Raw genomic sequence first — 19,597 nt, 5'->3', positions numbered from 1 at the left:
GGGGATGCCCCGTAAAGCGGTTGTCCGGCGGCCGGAGGCGCAGGTAGGAAGGCCTCCATGACCCCCATGACGACCGCCCTCGGCGCCGTATTCCGCCCCCAGCTCGCCCCCGAGCGGCTGCGAACCGTCACTCGCGTCGCCGACGAGGCGGGGCTGGAGGAGCTGTGGCTCTGGGAGGACTGTTTCCGTGAAGGTGGGATCTCCACGGCCGCCGCCGCGCTCGCGTGGACCGAGAGGGTGCGGGTCGGGGTCGGGCTGTTGCCCGTGCCCCTGCGGAACGTGGCGATCACCGCGATGGAGGCTGCCACCCTGCACCGAATTTTCCCCGGCCGCCCGATCCTCGGCGTCGGCCACGGCGTGCAGGACTGGATGGGGCAGGTCGGGGCGAGGGCCGAGTCGCCCGTCACTCTGTTGCGGGAGCATCTGCTCGCGCTGCGGGCCCTGCTGGCAGGCGAGCGGGTGACGACCGAGGGGCGGTACGTCCGGCTCGACGGCGTGGCGCTGGACTGGCCGCCGGGACAGGGCGTCGAGGTGCTCGCCGGTGCCACCGGCCCCCGTTCGCTGCGGCTGGCCGGTGAGGCCGCCGACGGGACCGTTCTCACCGCGTCCACCCCGCCGGACGGCGTCCGCCGGGCCCGGCGGTTGATCGACGAGGGGCGTGCGGCGGCCGGGCGTACGGACGCGCACAAGGTCGTCGTCTACCTGCTTACCGCCACCGGAGCCGGCGCCCACGAGCGGTTGCGGGCCGAGCTGGTCGCCGAAGGAGACGAAGAGGTTACGGGGCTTGGTGTCGCGGGGGATGCCGAGGCCGTTGCCGGGGCCGTGCGGCGGTTGGCCGAGGCCGGCGCGGACTCCGTGATCCTCCAGCCGACGGGTGACGAGCCTGATCCGGAGGGATTCGTACGGTTCGCCGCCGAGGAGGTCCGTCCCTTGGTGGCGTAGATCGTCGCCCTCTCCTCTCTCCTTCTTGTTTCCTTCTCTCCTCCCGTCCTCCCTCCACCTCCCCCCCACGCACCGATACCGATGGGACTCCCATGACACCCCCGACCCCCCGCGCGTTCGACGACCTCGTAGCCGAAGGCGCCTCCGTCCCCACCGAAGGCTGGGACTTCTCCTGGTTCGAGGGGCGGGCCACCGAGGCGCGGCCCTCCTGGGAGTACGCCCGTTCCATGGGCGGGCGGCTCGCCGGGGCCGGTGCCGTGCTGGACGTGCAGACCGGGGGAGGGGAGGTGCTGGACTTCGCCCTCGGGGCAGCGGCGCCCGGCCGGCCCGCGCTGCTCGTCGCCACCGAAGGGTGGCCGCCCAACGTCGCGAAGGCCACCGAACTGCTCCGCCCCCGCGGCGTCCCCGTGGTCGCCTCGCCCGACGACGTGCCCTTCCCCTTCGCTGACGGGGCTTTCGATCTGGTCGTGAGCCGCCATCCCGTCGTGCCGCACTGGTCGGAGATCGCCCGCGTGCTCGCGCCCGGCGGTACGTACTTCGCCCAGCACGTCGGGCCGGCCAGCGTGTTCGAGGTCGTCGAGTTCTTCCTCGGGCCGCAGCCGGAGGAGAACCGGAACGGCCGGCACCCTGACCGGGAACGGGCCGACGCCGAGGCCGCCGGGCTGGAGGTCGTCGACCTGCGGGCGGAGCGGCTGCGGATGGAGTTTCATGACGTCGGGGCCGTCGTCCACTTCCTGCGCAAGGTCGTGTGGATGGTCCCGGGGTTCACCGTCGAGGCGTACCGGGACCGGCTGCGGGAGATGCATGAGCGCATCCAGGCGGAGGGGCCCTTCGTCGCCCACAGCGCGCGGCACCTCTTCGAGGTCCAGAAGCCGCGTCAGTAGGGAGCGCCGCCGATCCGGTCGGCCACAGTGCCGTCCGTACGACCGTCCGGGTCGCGCCGTCGACCCGGATGCCGACCGACACTCCGCCGCGGAGAGGACCTGGGCGTGGACGCCGAGCGTCGCACCGACCGCTTCGGCGACGGCGTGCCCGTTCGGGCGGAGTTGGCGAGGAACTGTCGTTCGAGGCGCCGTGTGCTCGCCGCCACCCAAGAGACAGCCGTCCTCTTCGTCATGAGGTGAGATGTCAGGGGAGCAGTAGGCAGTGTGTGGCCTCGATGGACGCGGCGGAGGCTTTCGCGGGCACGAGGCCGTGCGGGATCTTCTGGGCATACAGGACGCACCTTCGCAAATATCCGCGCGCCTGGAGGGAGGGTGTGGAATCACCCGGCGATCCTCACAGGGTTTCCACATCGTTATTCATCGTTGCCCTTCCCGCGTCGAACCGCCCCGCCCGATCACGTAGGTTCGGTGTCAGGTAATTCGCGTGAGCAAAGCTGCGCGTGTGGCACCGCGCAGTGGAGGGGGCTGCGCGGTGCCCGGTCAAGCGGGGGTTCGCCGGCGGGGTCACCCGGTGGGGGGAAGCGCGGGCGGTCCGCCGTGCGGGCGCCGGCGCGCGCGGGGTGTTGCCGGACCGTCCCTCCAGTGCTCCGGGGGCGCGGTTTTCTCTCTCCCGCCCGCTCTGTTCTGGCCATGATTCAGGGCGGAATGGGCGCTTCCGTGGCCACCCGGGCGTCGCCGGGCGATTTCGGAGAGTAGTTGTGGCACGCCGATGCACACGACATCCCTTACGAAGGGTTATGGTGGAAACCCCCCCTCGGGCCGGTCCGTCTCCCCCCCACGGACCGGCCCGTTTTTTCTGCCCGCATTCGGGCGGGGCACCCGGCGAGCGCGCGAGGGGCGCACGTCATGAGGAGTTCACCGGTGCGTCGTCCTGTGCCGTGGCATGGCGGCGCTTGTTCGAGGGCATAAAGCAAGCAGGTCGACGCCCGAACCACGGGTGTCGTATCTCAGCGGACGGCACGGAGCCGTCCGCCCGGGAGGCCCTTTGCACCAGCCCCACCGTGCGGTCACGGCACGGAAGACGCGGCGGAGGGCCGGCTCGCGGCCCGCGCCCGTCCGGGGCGGCCGTCGACCGGCCGACTCGTCAGTGCAGGGCGGCCGTCGGCCGGTCGGTTCGTTCCCGCTCTCCCGGCCCAGCGTCCACTCCGTCGCTCCCCGACCTCATCCGAGGGGGTACGTCCTTCCGTGGTGACCAGCGCAAAGCGCCACAAGCCAGACAGGCGCACCTACGTTCTCGACACCAGCGTCCTGCTGGCCGATCCGAACGCCCTGAACCGCTTCGACGAGCACGAGGTCGTGCTCCCGATCGTCGTGGTGACGGAGTTGGAGGCCAAGCGGCACCATCCCGAACTCGGCTACTTCGCCCGGCAGGCCCTGCGCCTGCTCGACGAGTTCCGGGTACGGCACGGTCGCCTCGACGCCCCCATCCCGATCGGTGACTTCGGCGGGACCGTCCGTGTCGAGCTCAACCACTCGGACCCCAGCGTGCTGCCCACCGGCTACCGCCTGGGGGACAACGACTCCCGCATCCTCGCGGTCGCCCGCAACCTCCAGGCGGAGGGATACGACGTCACCGTCGTGTCGAAGGACCTGCCGCTCAGGATCAAGGCGTCCTCCGTCGGCCTGCTCGCCGAGGAGTACCGCGCCGAGCTCGCCATCACGGACGCCTCCGGCTGGACCGGCATGTCCGAACTGACGCTGCCCGGCGAGCAGGTGGACATCCTCTTCGAGGAGGGGCGGGTCTACGTCCCCGAGGCCGCCGAGCTGCCCGTGCACACCGGTCTGACCATCCAGTCGGAGCGCGGCAAGGCCCTCGGCAGGGTCACGCCCGACGGCAGCGTCCGCGTGGTGCGCGGCGACCGGGAGGCGTTCGGCATCAAGGGCCGCAGCGCCGAGCAGCGGATCGCGCTCGACCTGCTCCTCGACCCCGACGTCGGGATCGTGTCGATGGGCGGCCGGGCCGGCACCGGCAAGTCGGCGCTAGCGCTGTGCGCGGGGCTGGAGGCGGTGCTGGAGCGGCGGCAGCACCAGAAGGTGATGGTCTTCCGGCCGCTGTACGCGGTGGGCGGGCAGGAGCTCGGCTACCTGCCCGGCTCCGAGGCCGAGAAGATGAGCCCCTGGGCGCAGGCGGTCTTCGACACACTGTCGGCGGTCACCAGCCGGGAGGTCATCGAGGAGGTGACCGCGCGCGGGATGCTGGAGGTGCTGCCGCTCACCCACATCCGGGGGCGCTCGCTGCACGACGCGTTCGTGATCGTGGACGAGGCCCAGTCTCTGGAGCGGAACGTCCTGCTGACCGTGCTCTCCCGCATCGGGGCCAACTCGCGGGTCGTACTGACCCACGACGTCGCGCAGCGGGACAACCTGCGGGTGGGGCGGTACGACGGTGTCGTCGCCGTCGTCGAGAAGCTGAAGGGGCATCCGCTCTTCGCGCACGTCACCCTGACCCGGTCCGAGCGGTCGCAGATCGCGGCACTCGTGACCGAAATGCTGGAGGACGGCCACATCTGAGGCATATCGCGTGACGTCGGCGCCGTCCGGAAGGCCGAGAGCCTAGCCGGGCGGCGTCTCGGCGTGTGTGGGTTTCCGGAAACCCCCTGGGCCAAACGAGATGTGAGCTTTCACACGCAACACAGAATTGCCTCACCCCGTCGGGTTACGGCAGAGTCTCGTTCCTGTCAGGCCCCGCATACGACACAGCCGTACCCCCAGCGGTAGGGCAGCACGACAGAAGCACCAGTCCCAACTCCATAGCAGCGTCGTATGCCGCCCGAGCACCACGCGGCGCTCCCCTCGGGGGGAGTTGTCCACCGGGCCCGTGCCTCCCGTGACCCGTAGTTGGGGAGGCCAGTGCCAGGGGCACGATTGCGTCCGCGAGGGTCACCGAAGCGGGCGATGCTGGAAGGAAACCGTGTGAGCCGGATCTCGGTCCGGGGATTCGCAGTGGCCTCGGCCACGGCGGTCACCGCTGTCGGAAGTGTCGTCGGCGTTGCCTCGGGCAGCACCGCGCAGAACAACGACGCGGAAGCCACAGCAGCCGGCACGACGCTGCTTGCGGACATCCCCATGGGCGAGCAGGCCCAGGTGCAGACCGCGTCCCTGACGCAGCAGGCCGACGCGCAGGCCATCGCCGCGGACGCGAGCGCCAAGAAGGACGCCGAGGAGGCGGCCCGCAAGGCAGCCGCCGAGACCGCCGTGGCCAAGCAGGAGAAGGCCAAGAAGGCGGCCGAGGAGGCCAAGGAGCGCGAGGCGGCGAAGGAAGCGGCCAGCCGCGACGCCCAGCGCGAGGCCACCAGCTTCTCCGTCCAGAGCTCCTACAGCACCAGCCAGATCCAGGCGATGGCCCGTCAGATGGTGCCCAGCGGCCAGTGGCAGTGCTTCAGCAACATCGTGGACCACGAGTCCAGCTGGAACTACAAGGCCGTCAACCCCTCCTCCGGCGCCTACGGCCTCTTCCAGGCCCTCCCGGCCGGCAAGTACGCCTCGGCGGGCGCCGACTGGCGGACCAACCCGGCCACCCAGATCAAGTGGGGCCTCAACTACATGGACAACCGCTACGGCAGCCCGTGCGACGCCTGGGCCTTCTGGCAGGCCAACCACTGGTACTGAGCCCCACCGCTCAACCTCGCGAAGCCCCTCGCCGTCCTTCGGTGAGGGGCTTTCGCGTGCCCGCGATGTACGGTCGGACCGAAACGACTCCAGGGGGGAGTGGTGGGGAAAGACGGGGGAAGAGGACGGATCATGTCGCGAGTGCCAGGGTGGCTCGGTCGGCTCGGCGCCGGACTGACGCAGATGAGCAGGCGGTTGGAGCAGCGCCGCGAAGAGGCGCGGGAAGAGGGCCCCGACGGCGAACCGTCACAGGCCGCCCACCACGCGCCGCCGTCGCGGCAGGACCCGTCCCCGGAGCACGCCACCGCACCGCGGCACCAGGTCGTGGTCCAGAGCCGTCCCGATCCCGCGCAGGCCGTCCCCTGGGGCGTACGGGTCGCCGCGGAGGCCGGGTGGCGGCTGCTGATCCTCGCGGGGACCGTGTGGGTGCTGATGCGGGTGATCAGCGCCGTACAGCTGGTGGTGCTGGCGTTCGTGGCCGCGCTGCTGATCACGGCGCTGCTCCAGCCGACCGTGGCCCGGCTGCGGCGGCTCGGGGTGCCGCGGGGGCCGGCCACCGCGCTGACCGCGATCCTCGGGTTCGTGGTGATGGGGCTGATCGGCTGGTTCGTGACCTGGCAGGTCATGGAGAACATCGACAACCTCTCCGACCAGGTCCAGGACGGCATCGACGAACTGCGCAACTGGCTGCTCAACAGCCCCTTCCACGTCACCGACAAGCAGATCAACGAGATCGCCAAGAACCTGCGCGAGGCGGTCGGCGCCAACACCGACCAGATAACGTCCGCCGGTCTGGAGGGCGTCACGGTCGTCGTCGAGGCGCTCACCGGCATCCTGCTGGCCGCCTTCTCGACGCTCTTCCTGCTCTACGACGGCAAGCGCATCTGGCAGTGGACGCTGAAGCTGGTGCCGGCGGCGGCCCGGCCGGGCGTGGCCGGTGCCGGTCCGCGCGCGTGGCGGACGCTGACCGCGTACGTGCGCGGCACGGTGATCGTGGCGCTGATCGACGCCATCTTCATCGGTCTCGGCATCTACTTCCTGGACGTGCCGATGGCCGTCCCGCTGGCCGTTTTCATCTTCCTGTTCGCCTTCATCCCGCTGGTCGGCGCGGTGATCTCGGGTGCGCTCGCGGTGGTCGTGGCGCTGGTGACGCAGGGCGTGTTCGCGGCCGTCATGACGCTCGTCGTCGTGCTGGCGGTGCAGCAGATCGAGGGCCACATCCTCCAGCCGTTCATCCTGGGGCGCGCGGTGCGGGTCCATCCGCTGGCGGTGGTGCTGTCGGTGGCCGCGGGCGGCATGGTGGCCGGCATCGGCGGCGCGGTGGTCGCCGTACCGCTGGTGGCGGTGACGAACACGGTCGTCGGCTATCTGCGGGCGTACTCGCGGGAGGCCGCCGTACGACAGGCGCCGAAGCCGCGCGGCGCGACGTCCACGGACGCTTCTCCGGCGACGCCGGGGGGCTCCGGGGGCGCGGGGGGCTCCGGGGCCGCTGCGGACGTGGGTACGGAAGCGCCGGCGAAGGCCACGGCGAAGACCATGACGAAGGACACGGCGAACGACACGGCCAACGGCACGGGAGACGGGCCGCCCACGGGCGCATCGTCGGCCTAGGGGCTGTCGTTTGGATCAGGTCGCAGGGAAGACGCGTGACCGATCAACGCCGGTGAGCGGGGTCTGGTGCGTGCAGCTGCAAGGCGGAGGAGGGCGGCAACGCGATGGGGGTCCCCCCGCGCGAGCGAAGCCGAGCGTGGGGGAGTTGACAACCGACGACAACGCGGCAGATGTGCGTGCCAGACCCCGCGTCTGCGGCATGATCCAAACGACAGCCCCTAGCGGAGTCCGTCGGCCGGCACCGGCGCGGTGACGCAACGGGCCCCGCTCACCGAGTCGGTGAGCGGGGCCCGTTGTCGTGCGTGGGCAGCCTTCCGCAGGGGACTACTGCGCGGCCAGCACGGCCTCCGCGTCCAGCGTGGCGCCGACGGCCTCGACCACGGCGGCGATCTTGAACGCCTCCTGGATCGTCTCGCGGTCCACACCGGCCTTGCGGAGCACCTGCTCGTGCGAGTCCAGGCACATGCCGCAGCCGTTGATGGCGGACACCGCGAAGGACCACAGCTCGAAGTCGACCTTGTCGACGCCCGGGTTGCCGATGACGTTCATCCGCAGACCGGCGCGCAGGGTGCCGTACTCGTGGTCCGACAGCAGGTGCCGGGTGCGGTAGAAGACGTTGTTCATCGCCATGATCGCGGCGGCCGACTTGGCGGCCGAGTACGCCTCGGGCGTGAGGTTCGCCTTCGCCTCCGGCTCCAGCTCGCGCAGGACGATGGGGGAGCGCGAGGCGATGGCGGTCGCCAGCACGGTGCCCCACAGCTGCTGCGCCGGGAGGTCGGAGTTGCCGATGACCGAGCCCAGGTTGAGCTTCAGGTCCTTGGCGTAGTCCGGTACGGCGGACTTCAGGGAGTCGAGGGACATGTCAGCTCACTCCCCCGACAGCAGCGCGACCGGGTCCAGGGTCTCGTCGCCCTTGCTCCAGTTGCACGGGCAGAGCTCGTCGGTCTGCAGGGCGTCGAGGACCCGCAGGACCTCCTTGGGGTTACGGCCGACGGAGCCGGCGGTGACCATCGTGAACTGGATCTCGTTGTTCTGGTCCACGATGAAGACCGCGCGCTGCGCGAAGCCGTCCTCGCCCTCGATGCCGAGGTCACGCATGAGCTCGTGCTTCGAGTCGGCCAGCATCGGGAAGGGCAGGTCGGTGAGGTCCGGGTGGTCCTTGCGCCAGGCGTGGTGCACGAACTCGGAGTCGCCGGAGAAGCCGAGGATCTGGGCGTCACGGTCGGCGAACTCGTCGTTCAGCTTGCCGAAGGCGGCGATCTCGGTCGGGCACACGAAGGTGAAGTCCTTGGGCCAGGCGAAGACGACCTTCCACTTGCCCTCGTAGGTCTTGTGGTCGATCTGCTCGAACTCCTTGCCCTTCTCCAGCGAGACGCAGGCGGTCAGATCGAACTCGGGGAACTTGTCACCGACAGTGAGCACACGCTCTCCAAATAACGCAGCGAGAAAACACCCGTTTTGTGGGTGTTTCCCATGGGTTGGACGTTATTGATGTTGGCACAGGGTGCATTGATTACGGAAATAGCTACACTCGGTCGAGTTGATCGGAGGTGGCTATTAATGTCGGGCAAGAAGAGGCAGCCCAGCCTCGCCCAGCTGCGGGCTTTCGCGGCGGTCGCCGAGCACCTGCACTTCCGTGACGCCGCCGCCGCGATCGGCATGAGCCAGCCCGCGCTCTCGGGCGCCGTCTCCGCCCTGGAGGAGGCACTGGGTGTCACCCTCCTGGAGCGTACGACGCGTAAGGTACTGCTCTCCCCGGCGGGGGAGCGGCTCGCGGTGCGGACGAAGGCGGTACTGGCGGAGGTCGGCGCGCTGCTGGAGGAGGCGGAGGCGGTACGGGCGCCGTTCACCGGCGCGCTGCGGCTCGGCGTCATCCCGACCGTCGCACCGTACCTGCTGCCGACGGTGCTGCGGCTCGTCCACGACCGCTACCCCGACCTCGACCTCCAGGTCCACGAGGAGCAGACCGCGAGCCTGCTGGAGGGGCTGTCCTCCGGCCGCCTCGACCTGCTCCTGCTGGCGGTGCCGCTCGGCGTCCCCGGAGTCACCGAACTCCCCCTCTTCGACGAGGACTTCGTGCTCGTCACGCCGCTCGACCACCGGCTCGGCGGGCGGGAGGGCATCGAGCGCTCGGTGCTGCGCGAGCTGAACCTGCTGCTCCTCGACGAGGGCCACTGCCTGCGCGACCAGGCGCTCGACATCTGCCGGGAGGCCGGCCGCGCGGACGTCCCCGCGACCACGACGGCCGCCGGGCTGTCGACGCTGGTGCAGCTGGTGGCGGGCGGCCTGGGCGTGACGCTGCTGCCGCGCACGGCGGTCCGCGTGGAGACCTCCCGCTCCAGCCAGCTCCTCACCGGTTCCTTCGCCGACCCGGCCCCCACCCGCCGCATCGCCCTCGCCATGCGCACGGGCGCGGCCCGCTCCGCGGAGTACGAGGAACTGGCGGGGGCGCTGCGGGAGGCGATGACGAACCTGCCGGTGCGGACGGTGCACGACTGAGCGACCGCCCGGCCGGACGGTCGCTCAGTCCCTGGGCCCTACTCCGTGCGCAGCCCCTCCGGTCGCATCAGCCGCAGCAGCGGCGGCAGGCTCAGCAGGGTCACCACCAGGACGACCGCGGCGCCGATGCCGGTCATGGCGAGGACGCCGGCCCAGTCGACGCGTACCGGGGTGTTCGTCATCTTCAGCAGGACCGTGCCCAGCGTCAGGCCCACCACCATGGCCAGCAGCAGGCCCAGCACGATGGGGATGGCCGTCTGCCACAGCACCGACAGGCTCAGCGTGCGGCGCCGGGTACCGAAGGCGACCAGGGCCGACAGGAGCTTCTTCCGCTCGCGGAGCTGCTCCAGCTGCGAGACCAGCAGGCTCGCGCCGATCAGCGCCAGCACGCACGCCGCCCCGACGAACAGACCGGTGCGGATGGCGTCGAACCGGCCGGTGCGCTCCGTCGCCGCCCACACCATGGTGTCCGCCAGCGGATGGACGGCCGCCGCGGTGTTCCGTACCCGGTCGTGCACGTCCGGCACCGACTCGTCCAGCCTGAGGTACGCGTGCCCGGCCAGGGCCGGCACGATCGTGTCCGGCATGGCCTTCGGCGTGATCAGGAAGCCGCCCCGGTCGATTCCGGCCAGCAGACCGCGACGCGGCTCCGCGGCCTTCACGCCCTGCGGCACCGTCCAGGGGATCTCCAGGCTCTTCGGGCTGCCTTCGTACGACGGGTCGAGGTACAGCTTCCGGCCTGGCGCGGCCAGCTTCGTCATGTCCTCCCCGGCGTCCCACTCGGCACCGTGGACGACGAACACGTCCCCGTCCTCGCAGGAGGGCAGCTCGGCCATCTCCCGCAGCGACGCGCAGTCGCCCACGGTCAGCGTCGAGCCGTGGTCCGGGTTCTGGGCGCGGTCGCCGAGGTAGCCCTCGGAGTAGCCGTAGACCGCCGTCACGCCTTTGGTGTCACGGAGCTTGTCGGCCGCCCGGGTCACCGGCATTCCGTCCGGCAGTACCACCTCCATCTGCGCCAGCGACACGTCCTGCCCGGTGGACCGGGTGTAGTCGTCCTCCACGCCCGCGAAGAGCATCTGCAGCGCGATCGCGCCCGCGACGGCCACCGCGATGCCGTTGACCATGCGGGCCGCCGTACCGCTGCTCAGCTGCAGCCTGCGCACGGCCAGCTGCCAGGCCACGCCACCGGCACCGAGCCGGGCGACGACGGCCTCCACGATCCACGGCAGCAGCGCGGTCACGCCGACCAGGAGGAGGACGACGCCGCCGGTCACCAGGTACTGGTTGAAGTCGCCGTTGTCCCGCCCGTCGCCGATCATCGGGTAGAGCATCGCCAGTCCGGCCAGCGGCAGCAGCAGCCGCCACCACAGCCGGCGCCGGGGCGGCCGGCCCGCGCGCACCACGCCGAGCGGCTCGATGACGACCCCGCGCAGCGCGAACAGCGTCACCAGCACCGCCGCCGCCGGCACGGCCACCGCGACCAGCAGGGCGAGGAGCGGCGAGGGGTTGAGGTAGCTGGGGAACACGCTGATGCGGAACACCTCGGCGGTCCCCGCGAGCTGCCGCCCGATCATGAAGAACCCGGCGCCGAAGACCAGTCCCAGCACCGCGCCCGCCAGCGCCTCACCGGCGGCGATCCGCCGAGTCATGCCGCTGTCGGAGCCCACCAGCCGCAGTGCCGCCAGCCGCCGGTCCCGCCGTTCCCCGCCGAACCGCACGGCCGCCGCGATGAAGACCGCGACCGGCATCAGCAGCACCACGAAGACGACGAGGATCAGCAGGAGCAGCACCGGGTCGGACCGCTCGGAGGTGGCGTTCGGGTTGCCGTACCCGTCGATGCGGACGATCCGGCCGCTGTCGATGTGCGGCGCGAGCCCTTCGGCGCCCTGGTAGTAGGCGAGTTCGGCCGAGCCGATCAGGCCCTCCTCGCCGATGGTGCCGATGATCCGGTCCGGCAGCCGCTCGCGCAGCAGCGCGCCGGAGTCCGACTCCAGCAACTCCTTCAGCGCGGGGGAGACCACCATCTCGCCCTTCGCCGGGAACCTCTCGACTCCCGGGGGCAGCGGCGCCCGCGGCCCCTCGGGTTCGAGGGCCCGGCCCCGGATGGTGTCGTCGCGGAAGTCCGTACCGACGTTGGCGACCACGAGGGTGTCGTCCGCCTTGGCCGGCCGCTCGTCGGTGAAGGTGATGTCGGTGCGCGCGGCCTCCCGCTCGTGCCGGACGTCGAGCGCGTTGGGGATCGCCGTCGTCAGCAGCAGCAGCGCCACGCCGAGCCCGACGCCGACCGCCGTCAGCACCGCCCGGGTCCACCCCTCGCGCCCGCCGGTGAAGGCGAAGCGGGCCCCCATGGCCAGGTCGGCGACGGCTGCCCGTGTCCGGCCCCGCTCGCGCCGGGCCTCTCCCGCGGCCAGGCTCGGCGGCCTCTCGCGTGTGGGCACGCTCATACGACCCGCTCCATGTCCCGGGACCTGCCGTCCCGCACGACGATCTCGCGGTCGGAGTAGGCGGCCACCCGTGCCTCGTGCGTGACCAGCACGACGGCGGCGTTGGTGGAGCGGGCGGCGTCCGTGAGGAGTTCCATGACGCGCTCGCCGTTGAGGGAGTCCAGCGCGCCGGTCGGCTCGTCGGCGAAGAGCACACGGGGGTTGGTGACCAGCGACCGCGCCACCGCGACCCGCTGCCCCTGACCGCCGGATACCTCACCGGGCCGCTTCTTCTTGAGGTCGTCGACCTCCAGCCGCTCCATCCAGGTCAGCGCGGCCCGCTCGGCCTCCTTGCGGGAGGTGCCGTTCAGGCGCAGCGGCAGGGCGACGTTCTCCACGCACGTCAGCTCCGGCACCAGCTGCCCGAACTGGAACACGAACCCGAAATCGGAGCGGCGCAGCGCACTGCGCTCGGCGTCGCTCATGGCGGACAGCTCCCGCCCGCCGTACATGATCGTGCCCGAGTCGGGCGGGACGATTCCGGCGAGGCAGTGCAGCAGCGTCGACTTGCCCGACCCGGAGGGCCCCATCACGGCGACGACCTCGCCGGGGTGGATGGAGAACTCGGCGCCGTCGAGGGCGAGGGTCGGACCGTAGGCCTTGCGGAGCTGCTCGGCCGAGAGCAGCGAACCTGCGGGAGGAGTCATCGGGTTACCGCCTCACGGAGCTTGTCGAGACGCGCCGCGGTGAGCTCCAGCCACCGCAGGTCGGCCTCCAGGTGGAACAGGGCGTGGTCGCAGATCAGCTGGTCCGCGAGGTCGCCCTTGCGCTTGCGGTCGGTCAGGATGCGCATGCTGCGCAGGTGTTCCGAACGCTGGGTGTCGAGGATGTCGGCGGCGTCGCGCCGGGTGAGCAGCGCGAGGACGACCTTCGTGTAGAGCGTCGACTGGAGGTACGGCTCGGGCTTCTCGGGCGTGGCGAGCCACCGCTGTACGTCGGTGATCCCCGCGTCGGTGATCGCGTACCGCTTCCGCTCGGGACCGCCGCCGGTCTCGATGCCGTCGACGACGACGAGGCCGTTCTTCAGCAGGCGGGACATCGTCGAATAGACCTGGCCGTAGTGGAGCGGCCGGTCGTGACCGAACTTCTCGTCGAAGGCGCGCTTGAGGTCGTAACCGTGGCGCGGCCCGGACTCCAGGAGCCCGAGGAGGGTGTGACCGATGGACATGCCGAGCACTCTACACACGGTGTATACGCGCCATGTATACGCGCAGTGCAGAGAACATGGCCGCGCGTACGGGCCCCCAGGTCGGAGGCGATTGTCACGGTTCCGCTACGACGGAAGCCGCGCCTCCGCAGTGTGCGGTGACGCGGCTTCGCCGACTCCTCTACGGCGGTGGGGTGGCCCCCGGCGGTGGCGTGGACCCCGGCCCAGGGCGCCGGGGCGGGCGCCCCCGCCGGGGCAGCGGTCCGGCGTCGCCGGGCAGCCGGCCCGCCTCCGCCAGCGCCCGGCGGAGCAGGAACTCGATCTGGGCGTTGGCCGAGCGCAGCTCGTCGCCCGCCCACCGGGCCAGCGCCTCGTACACCTGGGGGTCCAGCCGCAGCAGCACCTGCTTGCGCTGCTGCGGCGACCTGCGCTTCGGGGCGGCGGCCAGGCCCTCGGAGTCGGGCCCCTCGGACGGGGCTTCCTCGGGCGGCTCGGACGGCGTGCCCTCGGACCGGGCCGTCACTGGTAGAGCGTCCCGGTGTTCAGGACCGGCTGGGCGGCACGGTCCCCGCAGAGCACGACCATCAGGTTGGACACCATCGCCGCCTTGCGCTCGTCGTCAAGCTCCACGATGTCCTGCTCGCTGATCCGCGCGAGGGCCGCCTCGACCATGCCGACCGCCCCGTCCACGATCTGCCGCCGCGCCGCGACCACCGCGCCCGCCTGCTGCCGCTGGAGCATCGCCGAGGCGATCTCCGGCGCGTACGCGAGGTGTGTGAAGCGGGACTCGACGATCTGCACGCCGGCCGCCTCCACGCGCGCGTGCAGCTCGACGGCGAGCTTCTCGGTGATCTCCTCGGCGTTGCCCCGCAGGGAGAGGCCGCTCTCCTCGTGGGCGTCGTACGGGTACTCGATCGCGATGTGCCGCACAGCCGCCTCGGTCTGGGTGGAGACGAACTCGACGTAGTCGTCCACCTCGAAGCTGGCCTGCGCGGTGTCCTCGACCCGCCAGACCACCACGGCCGCCAGCTCGATGGGGTTGCCGTAGGCGTCGTTGACCTTCAGGACGGCCGTCTCGTGGTTCCGCACCCGCGTCGAGATCTTGGTGCGCGAGGTCAGCGGATTGACCCAGCGCAGCCCGTCCTGCCGGATCGTCCCCCGGTACCGTCCGAAGAGCTGCACCACCCGGGCCTCACCCGGCGCCACCATGTTCAGCCCGCACATCGCGAGGAAGGCGGCCAGGGCGATCACGATCCCCGCGGTGATCAGGGCTGCCTTGCCCCCGGCCGAGGAGACCGCGGTGGCGACGGCGATCAGGCCGGCCCCGACCACCAGCCCCACCAGACCCAGCAGCAGCGCCATCCCGCCACCGATGCTGTTCGCCTGCGTCTCACGCACCCGTGGCGCCGGCATCTCCGGTACGTCCGCCCTGACCTGCGAAGTGTCGTGCGCGTCGTGTGTGGACATGGCGAGTCCCCCGTTCTCGGCGGGCGCGCTGGCACGCGCTCGGTCGTCTATCTCAAATCTATCTAAGTGATATCACTTTACCCTCGAACGGCAACCCTCAACCGCTCTCGTACGTCGGTTCCAAGGGAACGGGTGCTGATTCTCACGTCCGTACAAGGCCGGATCGGCAGGCGTTTGTCTTATCTCCCGGTGTTAGCTTTCTGAGCTGACCTGAGCGACGAACCTGTGTGACACGTGAGCAGAACGTGCCCACGGATGAAGGAAGCGGAGCGGAACGGACCCATGGGACGAGCGGAAGAGAGAAGAGCGCGACAGCGCGGTGGCCGCCGCGCGGCGCCGAAAACCCGCCGTTCGTCGGGGGCCGACCAGAAGAGCGGCATACGCCGGCTGTTCACCTGGAAGAAGATCCTCGGCACGTTCTTCGGCCTCTGCCTGCTCGGCATGGGCGCCTTCATCGTGCTGTACATGGTGATCGACATCCCCGAGGGCAACCCCGAGGCGGAGCTGCAGAGCAACGTCTACAAGTACAGCGACGGCAGCGTCATGACCCGCACCGGCGAGCGCAACCGCGAGATCGTCGACCTGGCCAAGGTGCCCAAGGAGGTCCAGCGCACCTTCGTCGCCGCCGAGAACAAGACCTTCTACAAGGACTCCGGCGTCGACCTCAAGGGCACCGCGCGCGGCCTGCTCAACACGCTCTCCGGCGAGGGCGCGCAGGGCGGTTCGACCATCACCCAGCAGTACGTGAAGAACTACTACCTGTCCCAGGAACAGACGATCTCGCGCAAGCTCAAGGAGCTGGTCATCTCCCTGAAGCTGGACCGGGAGAAGTCCAAGGACTACATCCTCGCCGGTTACATCAACACCAGCTACTACGGCCGCGGCGCCTACGGCATCCAGGCCGCCGCGCAGGCCTACTACCGCGTCGACGCCCAGGACCTGACGGTCGAGCAGGGCGCGTACCTCGCGGCGCTGCTCCAGGCACCGAACCAGTACGACTGGGCGATCGCCAGCGACACCGGCAAGAAGCTCGTCCAGGAGCGCTGGAACTACGTCCTGGACAACATGGTCGAGGAGGACTGGCTGAGCCAGTCCGAACGCCAGGGCATGAAGTTTCCGGAGCCGAAGGAACCCAAGGCCGCAGCGGGAATGCAGGGCCAGACCGGGTACCTGGTGACCGCGGCCGACTACGAGATCAAGAAGCAGCTCGTCGAGCAGGGCGCGGCCGAGGACATGGAGCAGGCCAAGGCCCTCCTGGACCTCGGTGGCTACACCGTCACCCTCAACATCGACAAGAAGAAGCAGACGGAGCTGGAGAAGGCCGTCAAGGCCAAGCTCACCAGCAAGCTTGACCCCGAGAAGCGCGACGTCGACGCCGACGTCCAGGCCGGTGCCGTCTCCGTGGACCCGAAGACGGGCGGGGTCGTGGCGATGTACGGCGGCGTGGACTACGTGAAGCACTACACGAACAACGCCACCCGCGACGACTACCAGCCCGCCTCCACCTTCAAGCCGGTGATCCTCGCCGCCGCCGTCGACCAGGACGCCGAGACCCAGGACGGCGTGCCCATCACGGCCAACACGATCTACGACGGCACCAGCAAGCGCCCGGTCGTGGACGGTGACCGCGAGGTCGGCTTCGCACCGCCCAACGAGGACGACGTCGACTACGGCGACATCACCGTCCAGGAGGCGATGAACAAGTCCGTCAACTCCGTCTTCGCGCAGATGGGCGTCGACGTCGGCATGGACCAGGTCATGAAGGTCGCCGGCGACCTCGGCATGAACACCGAGGGCGACCAGGCCGTGCCCGCCCAGACCCTGGGCAGTATGGGCGCCAGCCCGCTGGAGATGGCGGGTGTCTACGCCACCCTCGACAACCACGGCAAGAAGGTCACCCCGGCCATCGTGAAGTCGGTCGAGCACAAGGACCGCACGGTGGAGTTCCCCGAGCCGATCGGCGAGCAGGTCATCAGCCGCGAGGCCGCCGACACGGTGACCTCGGTGCTCACCGGCGTGGTCGACGACGGTACGGCCAAGGTATCCGTGCGGAACAACCCGCTGCGCGACGGCCAGACCGTCGCCGGCAAGACCGGTACGTCCGACAACAACAAGTCGGCCTGGTTCAGTGGATACACGCCCGAGCTGGTCACCTCGGTCGGCCTGTTCGGTGAGGACCCGAAGACCCACGCCCAGGTCCCGATGTACAAGGCCGGCGGCGTCGACTACCGCGTCAACGGCGGTGGCTTCCCGGCGGAGATCTGGGCCGCGTACACCTTCGGCGTCATGGACGAGGTCACCGAGTTCGAGCTGGAGACCAAGCAGGGCAACGCGGTGAAGCCGAGCACCACCCCGTCGCCGAGCCAGTCGCCGTCCCAGTCGCCGTCCCAGGAGGAGTCGCCCGAGCCGCCGGAGAGCGAGGAGCCGGAGACCGAGGACCCGACGTCCGAGCCGCCGGTGAGCGAGTCGCCGTCGGAGTCGGTGTCCGAGTCGCCGTCCGGCAGCCCGTCGTCGGAGGCGCCGCCCACCGGCGGGGCGTCCACGGAACCGGAGAACCCGCTCTTCCCGGACGGGGACCGGCAGGAGCGGTAGCCGGAGCAGGAGCGGTAGCCGCAGCAGGTACGTGGAAGGGCGCCCGGTGAGCACCGGGCGCCCTTCCACGTGTACGCGGGGCTCACCCCCGGTTCAGTTCGAACCAGACCACCTTCCCGGTGCTCAGCCGGGTCGCTCCCCAGCGCCGGGCCAGCCGGTTCACCAGGTACAGCCCGCGCCCGCCCTCGTCCGTGGCCCGAGCCTGCCGCAGCCGCGGCAACTGCGGCACGTCGTCGCCGACCTCGCAGCGCAGCACGTCCGTGCGCAGCAGCCGCAGGGTGACCGGCTTGGTGGCGTACCGCACGGCGTTGGTCACGACCTCGCTGACCAGCAGCTCCACGGAGTCGGTCAGGTCCTCCATGCCCCAGCGGCCGAGGGCGCGGCGGGCCAGCCGCCTGGCCCGTCCCGGAGCGGTGTCGTCGGGCTCCAGGAACCAGTACGCCACGTCGCTGGGCGCGATGCCGTCGAAGCGGGCGGCGAGCAGCGCGATGTCGTCGTCCCGGTCGCCCGGCCCGAGCATGTCCAGCACCTCGTCGCACAGGGCTTCCAGGGGCGGCGGATGGTCGGGGCCGGTGAGCTGCGCGGTGACGGCGAGGCGTTCCCGCAGCTGCTCTATGCCGGTCCACACGTCGCGCAGGCGGGACTCGACCAGCCCGTCGGTGTAGAGCAGCAGCGTGGCGCCCGCGGGGGCGTCCAGCTCCACGGCCTCGAAGTCCACGCCGCCCACGCCGATCGGGGCGCCCGCGGGCACCCGCAGCACCTCCGCGTGGCCGCCGAGGTGGAGCAGTACGGGCGGCGGGTGGCCGGCGTTGGCGACGGTGATGCGGTGCGAGACCGGGTCGTACACGGCGTACAGGCAGGTCGCCATGCGGTCGGTGCCCAGGCGCTGGGCCTGCTCGTCGAGGTGGTGCAGCACCTCCTGCGGCGGCAGGTCGAGCCCGGCCAGGGTCTGCGCGGTGGTCCGCAGCTGGCCCATGATGGCCGCCGACGTCATGGAGTGGCCCATCACGTCGCCGACGACCAGCGCGACGCGGCTGCCGGGCAGCGGGATCGCGTCGTACCAGTCGCCGCCGACCCGCGCGGTCTCGGCGGCCGGGAGGTAGCGGGAGGCGAGCCGTACGCCGGTGCAGTGCGGCAGGTTCTCCGGGAGCATGGTGCGCTGCAGCTCGTCGGCGATGTACGCCTCACGGCCGTACAGCACCGCCTTGTCGATGCCGAGCGCGCTGTGCGTGGCCAGCTGGGCGGCGACCAGCAGGTCGTCGGCCTCGAAGGCGACGCGCTCGGGGCCGCGCAGGAAGAGGGCGGCGCCGATCACCCGGCGCCGGCCGCGCAGCGGCGCGAGGATCGCCCGCTGCCCGTCGGGCACGGCGAAGCCGCCGCCGTCCCCCAGCAGTTCGGGCAGGGCGGCGCGGGCCGCGGGGGTGTCCGTGAAGACCGGCCGTACCCCGCGCAGCACCTCGGCCAGCGCGCTGCCCGGCCGCACCTCGCACAGCTCGGAGCCGACCGTCTCCAGCTCCGACGGTTCGGGCTGGGCCGCGGGCGCGAACCCGTTCTCGGTGTCCCGCTCGGCCGGTATGCGGTCGGTGCGCCGCAGTCGCAGCACCAGGGGGCCGGTGGGCCGTTCGTCACCGACCGGCAGCGGCTCGCGCAGGTAGACCAGGATCGCGTCCGCGAAGGTCGGCACGGTGGCCCGGCACAGCCCCATCACGATCTCGTCGAGGTCCATGCCCCGCGCGATCCGCCGGGTCGCGGCTCCCACGAAGCGCAGCCGGTCCCCGTCCCGCCGCATGGGCGTGGGCCGGCCGGGCGAGGTGAGCTGCCCGGTACGGCGCTCCGTCCGTGCCGGTGCGCCCGCGGCCGGGTCGGACCCGGGCCCGGTTCCCGCACCGGTCTGCGCACCGCCCGGTTGCACCGGGACGCCGTCGGGCGTGGGCCGCGGGCGGTGGGCGTCGGAACCGGTGGCCGGTTCGGTGCCGGGCTGGGAGTGCTCGAAGGCGCCCGTGCCGGAGGTCGGCGGCGTCTGGCCGGCGCGCCCCTGTGCCGATAACGCGGACCCGGAGGCGCGCGGCGGCACGGGGGTACGCAGGAGCGCCCCGCGGGGGTCCGCGGGGTCACCGCCCGCCGTCGGGCGGTCGAAGGAGGTCGGGTGCTCCGTCACGCGTGTCGAATCCATCCGTCCGGGACTGCGCGCGGCGCGTGCAGTTCGTCCCGCAGAAATCCCGATACCCGGAATACGTGCCCCGGGAACGGGATTGCCGCGTGGTCAGAGGCTGTTCCTGTGTCACCGGCATCGCCGGCATCAC

General features: G+C 71.2%; 15 protein-coding genes. 7 read left to right on the top strand and 8 right to left on the bottom strand.

The genetic code is table 11. The features are described 5' to 3' along the window. The first annotated feature begins 57 nt into the window (after positions 1-57). The 5 genes from KUM03_RS09840 to KUM03_RS09820 all read left to right on the top strand — a co-directional run bounded on the left by KUM03_RS09840 (position 58) and on the right by KUM03_RS09820 (position 7,106). Entirely contained in the window at positions 58-942 is an 885-nt protein-coding gene (locus tag KUM03_RS09840; protein ID WP_254399068.1) for an LLM class flavin-dependent oxidoreductase, read from the top strand. A 92-nt stretch (positions 943-1,034) separates the two neighbouring features. Next, positions 1,035-1,826 (top strand): class I SAM-dependent methyltransferase, encoded by a 792-nt coding sequence (locus tag KUM03_RS09835; protein WP_217246648.1) that lies wholly within the window; start codon positions 1,035-1,037, stop codon positions 1,824-1,826. Between the two features lie 1,245 nt (positions 1,827-3,071). Beyond that, entirely contained in the window at positions 3,072-4,397 is a 1,326-nt protein-coding gene (locus KUM03_RS09830; protein WP_217246647.1) for a PhoH family protein, read from the top strand. Between the two features lie 402 nt (positions 4,398-4,799). Next, a complete protein-coding gene (locus KUM03_RS09825) occupies positions 4,800-5,495 on the top strand; it encodes a transglycosylase SLT domain-containing protein (RefSeq protein ID WP_217246646.1) in 696 nt (231 codons plus the stop codon). 132 nt (positions 5,496-5,627) lie between these two features. Then, positions 5,628-7,106, top strand: coding sequence for an AI-2E family transporter (locus KUM03_RS09820; RefSeq protein WP_254399066.1), 1,479 nt, complete (start codon positions 5,628-5,630; stop codon positions 7,104-7,106). Positions 7,107-7,430: 324 nt separating this feature from the next. On the opposite strand, the gene KUM03_RS09815 is transcribed toward KUM03_RS09820, so the two are convergent. Together KUM03_RS09815 and KUM03_RS09810 are read right to left on the bottom strand one after the other, a co-directional pair. After that, complete coding sequence (locus KUM03_RS09815) at positions 7,431-7,967, bottom strand: alkyl hydroperoxide reductase (RefSeq protein WP_217246645.1); 537 nt, start codon at positions 7,965-7,967, stop codon at positions 7,431-7,433. A 6-nt stretch (positions 7,968-7,973) separates the two neighbouring features. Then, positions 7,974-8,528: a peroxiredoxin gene (locus KUM03_RS09810; RefSeq protein ID WP_217246644.1), complete on the bottom strand. Its 555-nt coding sequence runs from the start codon at positions 8,526-8,528 to the stop codon at positions 7,974-7,976. Between the two features lie 138 nt (positions 8,529-8,666). Between KUM03_RS09810 and KUM03_RS09805 the strand changes: the two genes are divergently transcribed. Further along, positions 8,667-9,605 carry a LysR substrate-binding domain-containing protein gene (locus KUM03_RS09805; protein WP_217246643.1) on the top strand — a complete coding sequence of 313 codons (939 nt, stop codon included), beginning with the start codon at positions 8,667-8,669 and terminating at the stop codon, positions 9,603-9,605. A gap of 38 nt (positions 9,606-9,643) precedes the next feature. Here the strand turns inward: KUM03_RS09805 and KUM03_RS09800 are convergent, their stop codons facing one another. The 5 genes from KUM03_RS09800 to KUM03_RS09780 form a co-directional block, all read right to left on the bottom strand. Beyond that, positions 9,644-11,953, bottom strand: coding sequence for an ABC transporter permease (locus tag KUM03_RS09800; protein WP_217246679.1), 2,310 nt, complete (start codon positions 11,951-11,953; stop codon positions 9,644-9,646). Between the two features lie 92 nt (positions 11,954-12,045). Continuing rightward, positions 12,046-12,735: an ABC transporter ATP-binding protein gene (locus KUM03_RS09795; RefSeq protein WP_217246642.1), complete on the bottom strand. Its 690-nt coding sequence runs from the start codon at positions 12,733-12,735 to the stop codon at positions 12,046-12,048. Continuing rightward, the gene (locus KUM03_RS09790; protein WP_073725660.1) at positions 12,732-13,256 is read right to left on the bottom strand and encodes a PadR family transcriptional regulator; all 525 of its coding nucleotides are present in this window, start codon (positions 13,254-13,256) and stop codon (positions 12,732-12,734) included. Before KUM03_RS09790 ends, KUM03_RS09795 begins: the two co-directional genes overlap by 4 nt. 160 nt (positions 13,257-13,416) lie before the next feature. Then, positions 13,417-13,809 (bottom strand): hypothetical protein, encoded by a 393-nt coding sequence (locus KUM03_RS09785; protein ID WP_217246678.1) that lies wholly within the window; start codon positions 13,807-13,809, stop codon positions 13,417-13,419. Further along, a complete protein-coding gene (locus tag KUM03_RS09780) occupies positions 13,755-14,702 on the bottom strand; it encodes an SPFH domain-containing protein (protein ID WP_217246641.1) in 948 nt (315 codons plus the stop codon). The genes KUM03_RS09785 and KUM03_RS09780 overlap by 55 nt, the downstream gene beginning before the upstream one ends. A 282-nt stretch (positions 14,703-14,984) precedes the next feature. On the opposite strand from KUM03_RS09780, the gene KUM03_RS09775 reads away from it, so the two are divergent. Then, positions 14,985-17,294 carry a transglycosylase domain-containing protein gene (locus KUM03_RS09775; RefSeq protein ID WP_217246640.1) on the top strand — a complete coding sequence of 770 codons (2,310 nt, stop codon included), beginning with the start codon at positions 14,985-14,987 and terminating at the stop codon, positions 17,292-17,294. Positions 17,295-17,376: 82 nt separating this feature from the next. Here the strand turns inward: KUM03_RS09775 and KUM03_RS09770 are convergent, their stop codons facing one another. Continuing rightward, positions 17,377-19,467: a SpoIIE family protein phosphatase gene (locus KUM03_RS09770; protein ID WP_254399065.1), complete on the bottom strand. Its 2,091-nt coding sequence runs from the start codon at positions 19,465-19,467 to the stop codon at positions 17,377-17,379. Between the last annotated feature and the right edge of the window lie 130 nt (positions 19,468-19,597).

Source organism: Streptomyces sp. AC602_WCS936 (assembly GCF_019049125.1).
Classification (GTDB): Bacteria; Actinomycetota; Actinomycetes; order Streptomycetales; family Streptomycetaceae; genus Streptomyces.
Note: the sequence above shows the minus strand (reverse complement) of the source record. Positions and strands in the feature narration are given on the sequence as shown.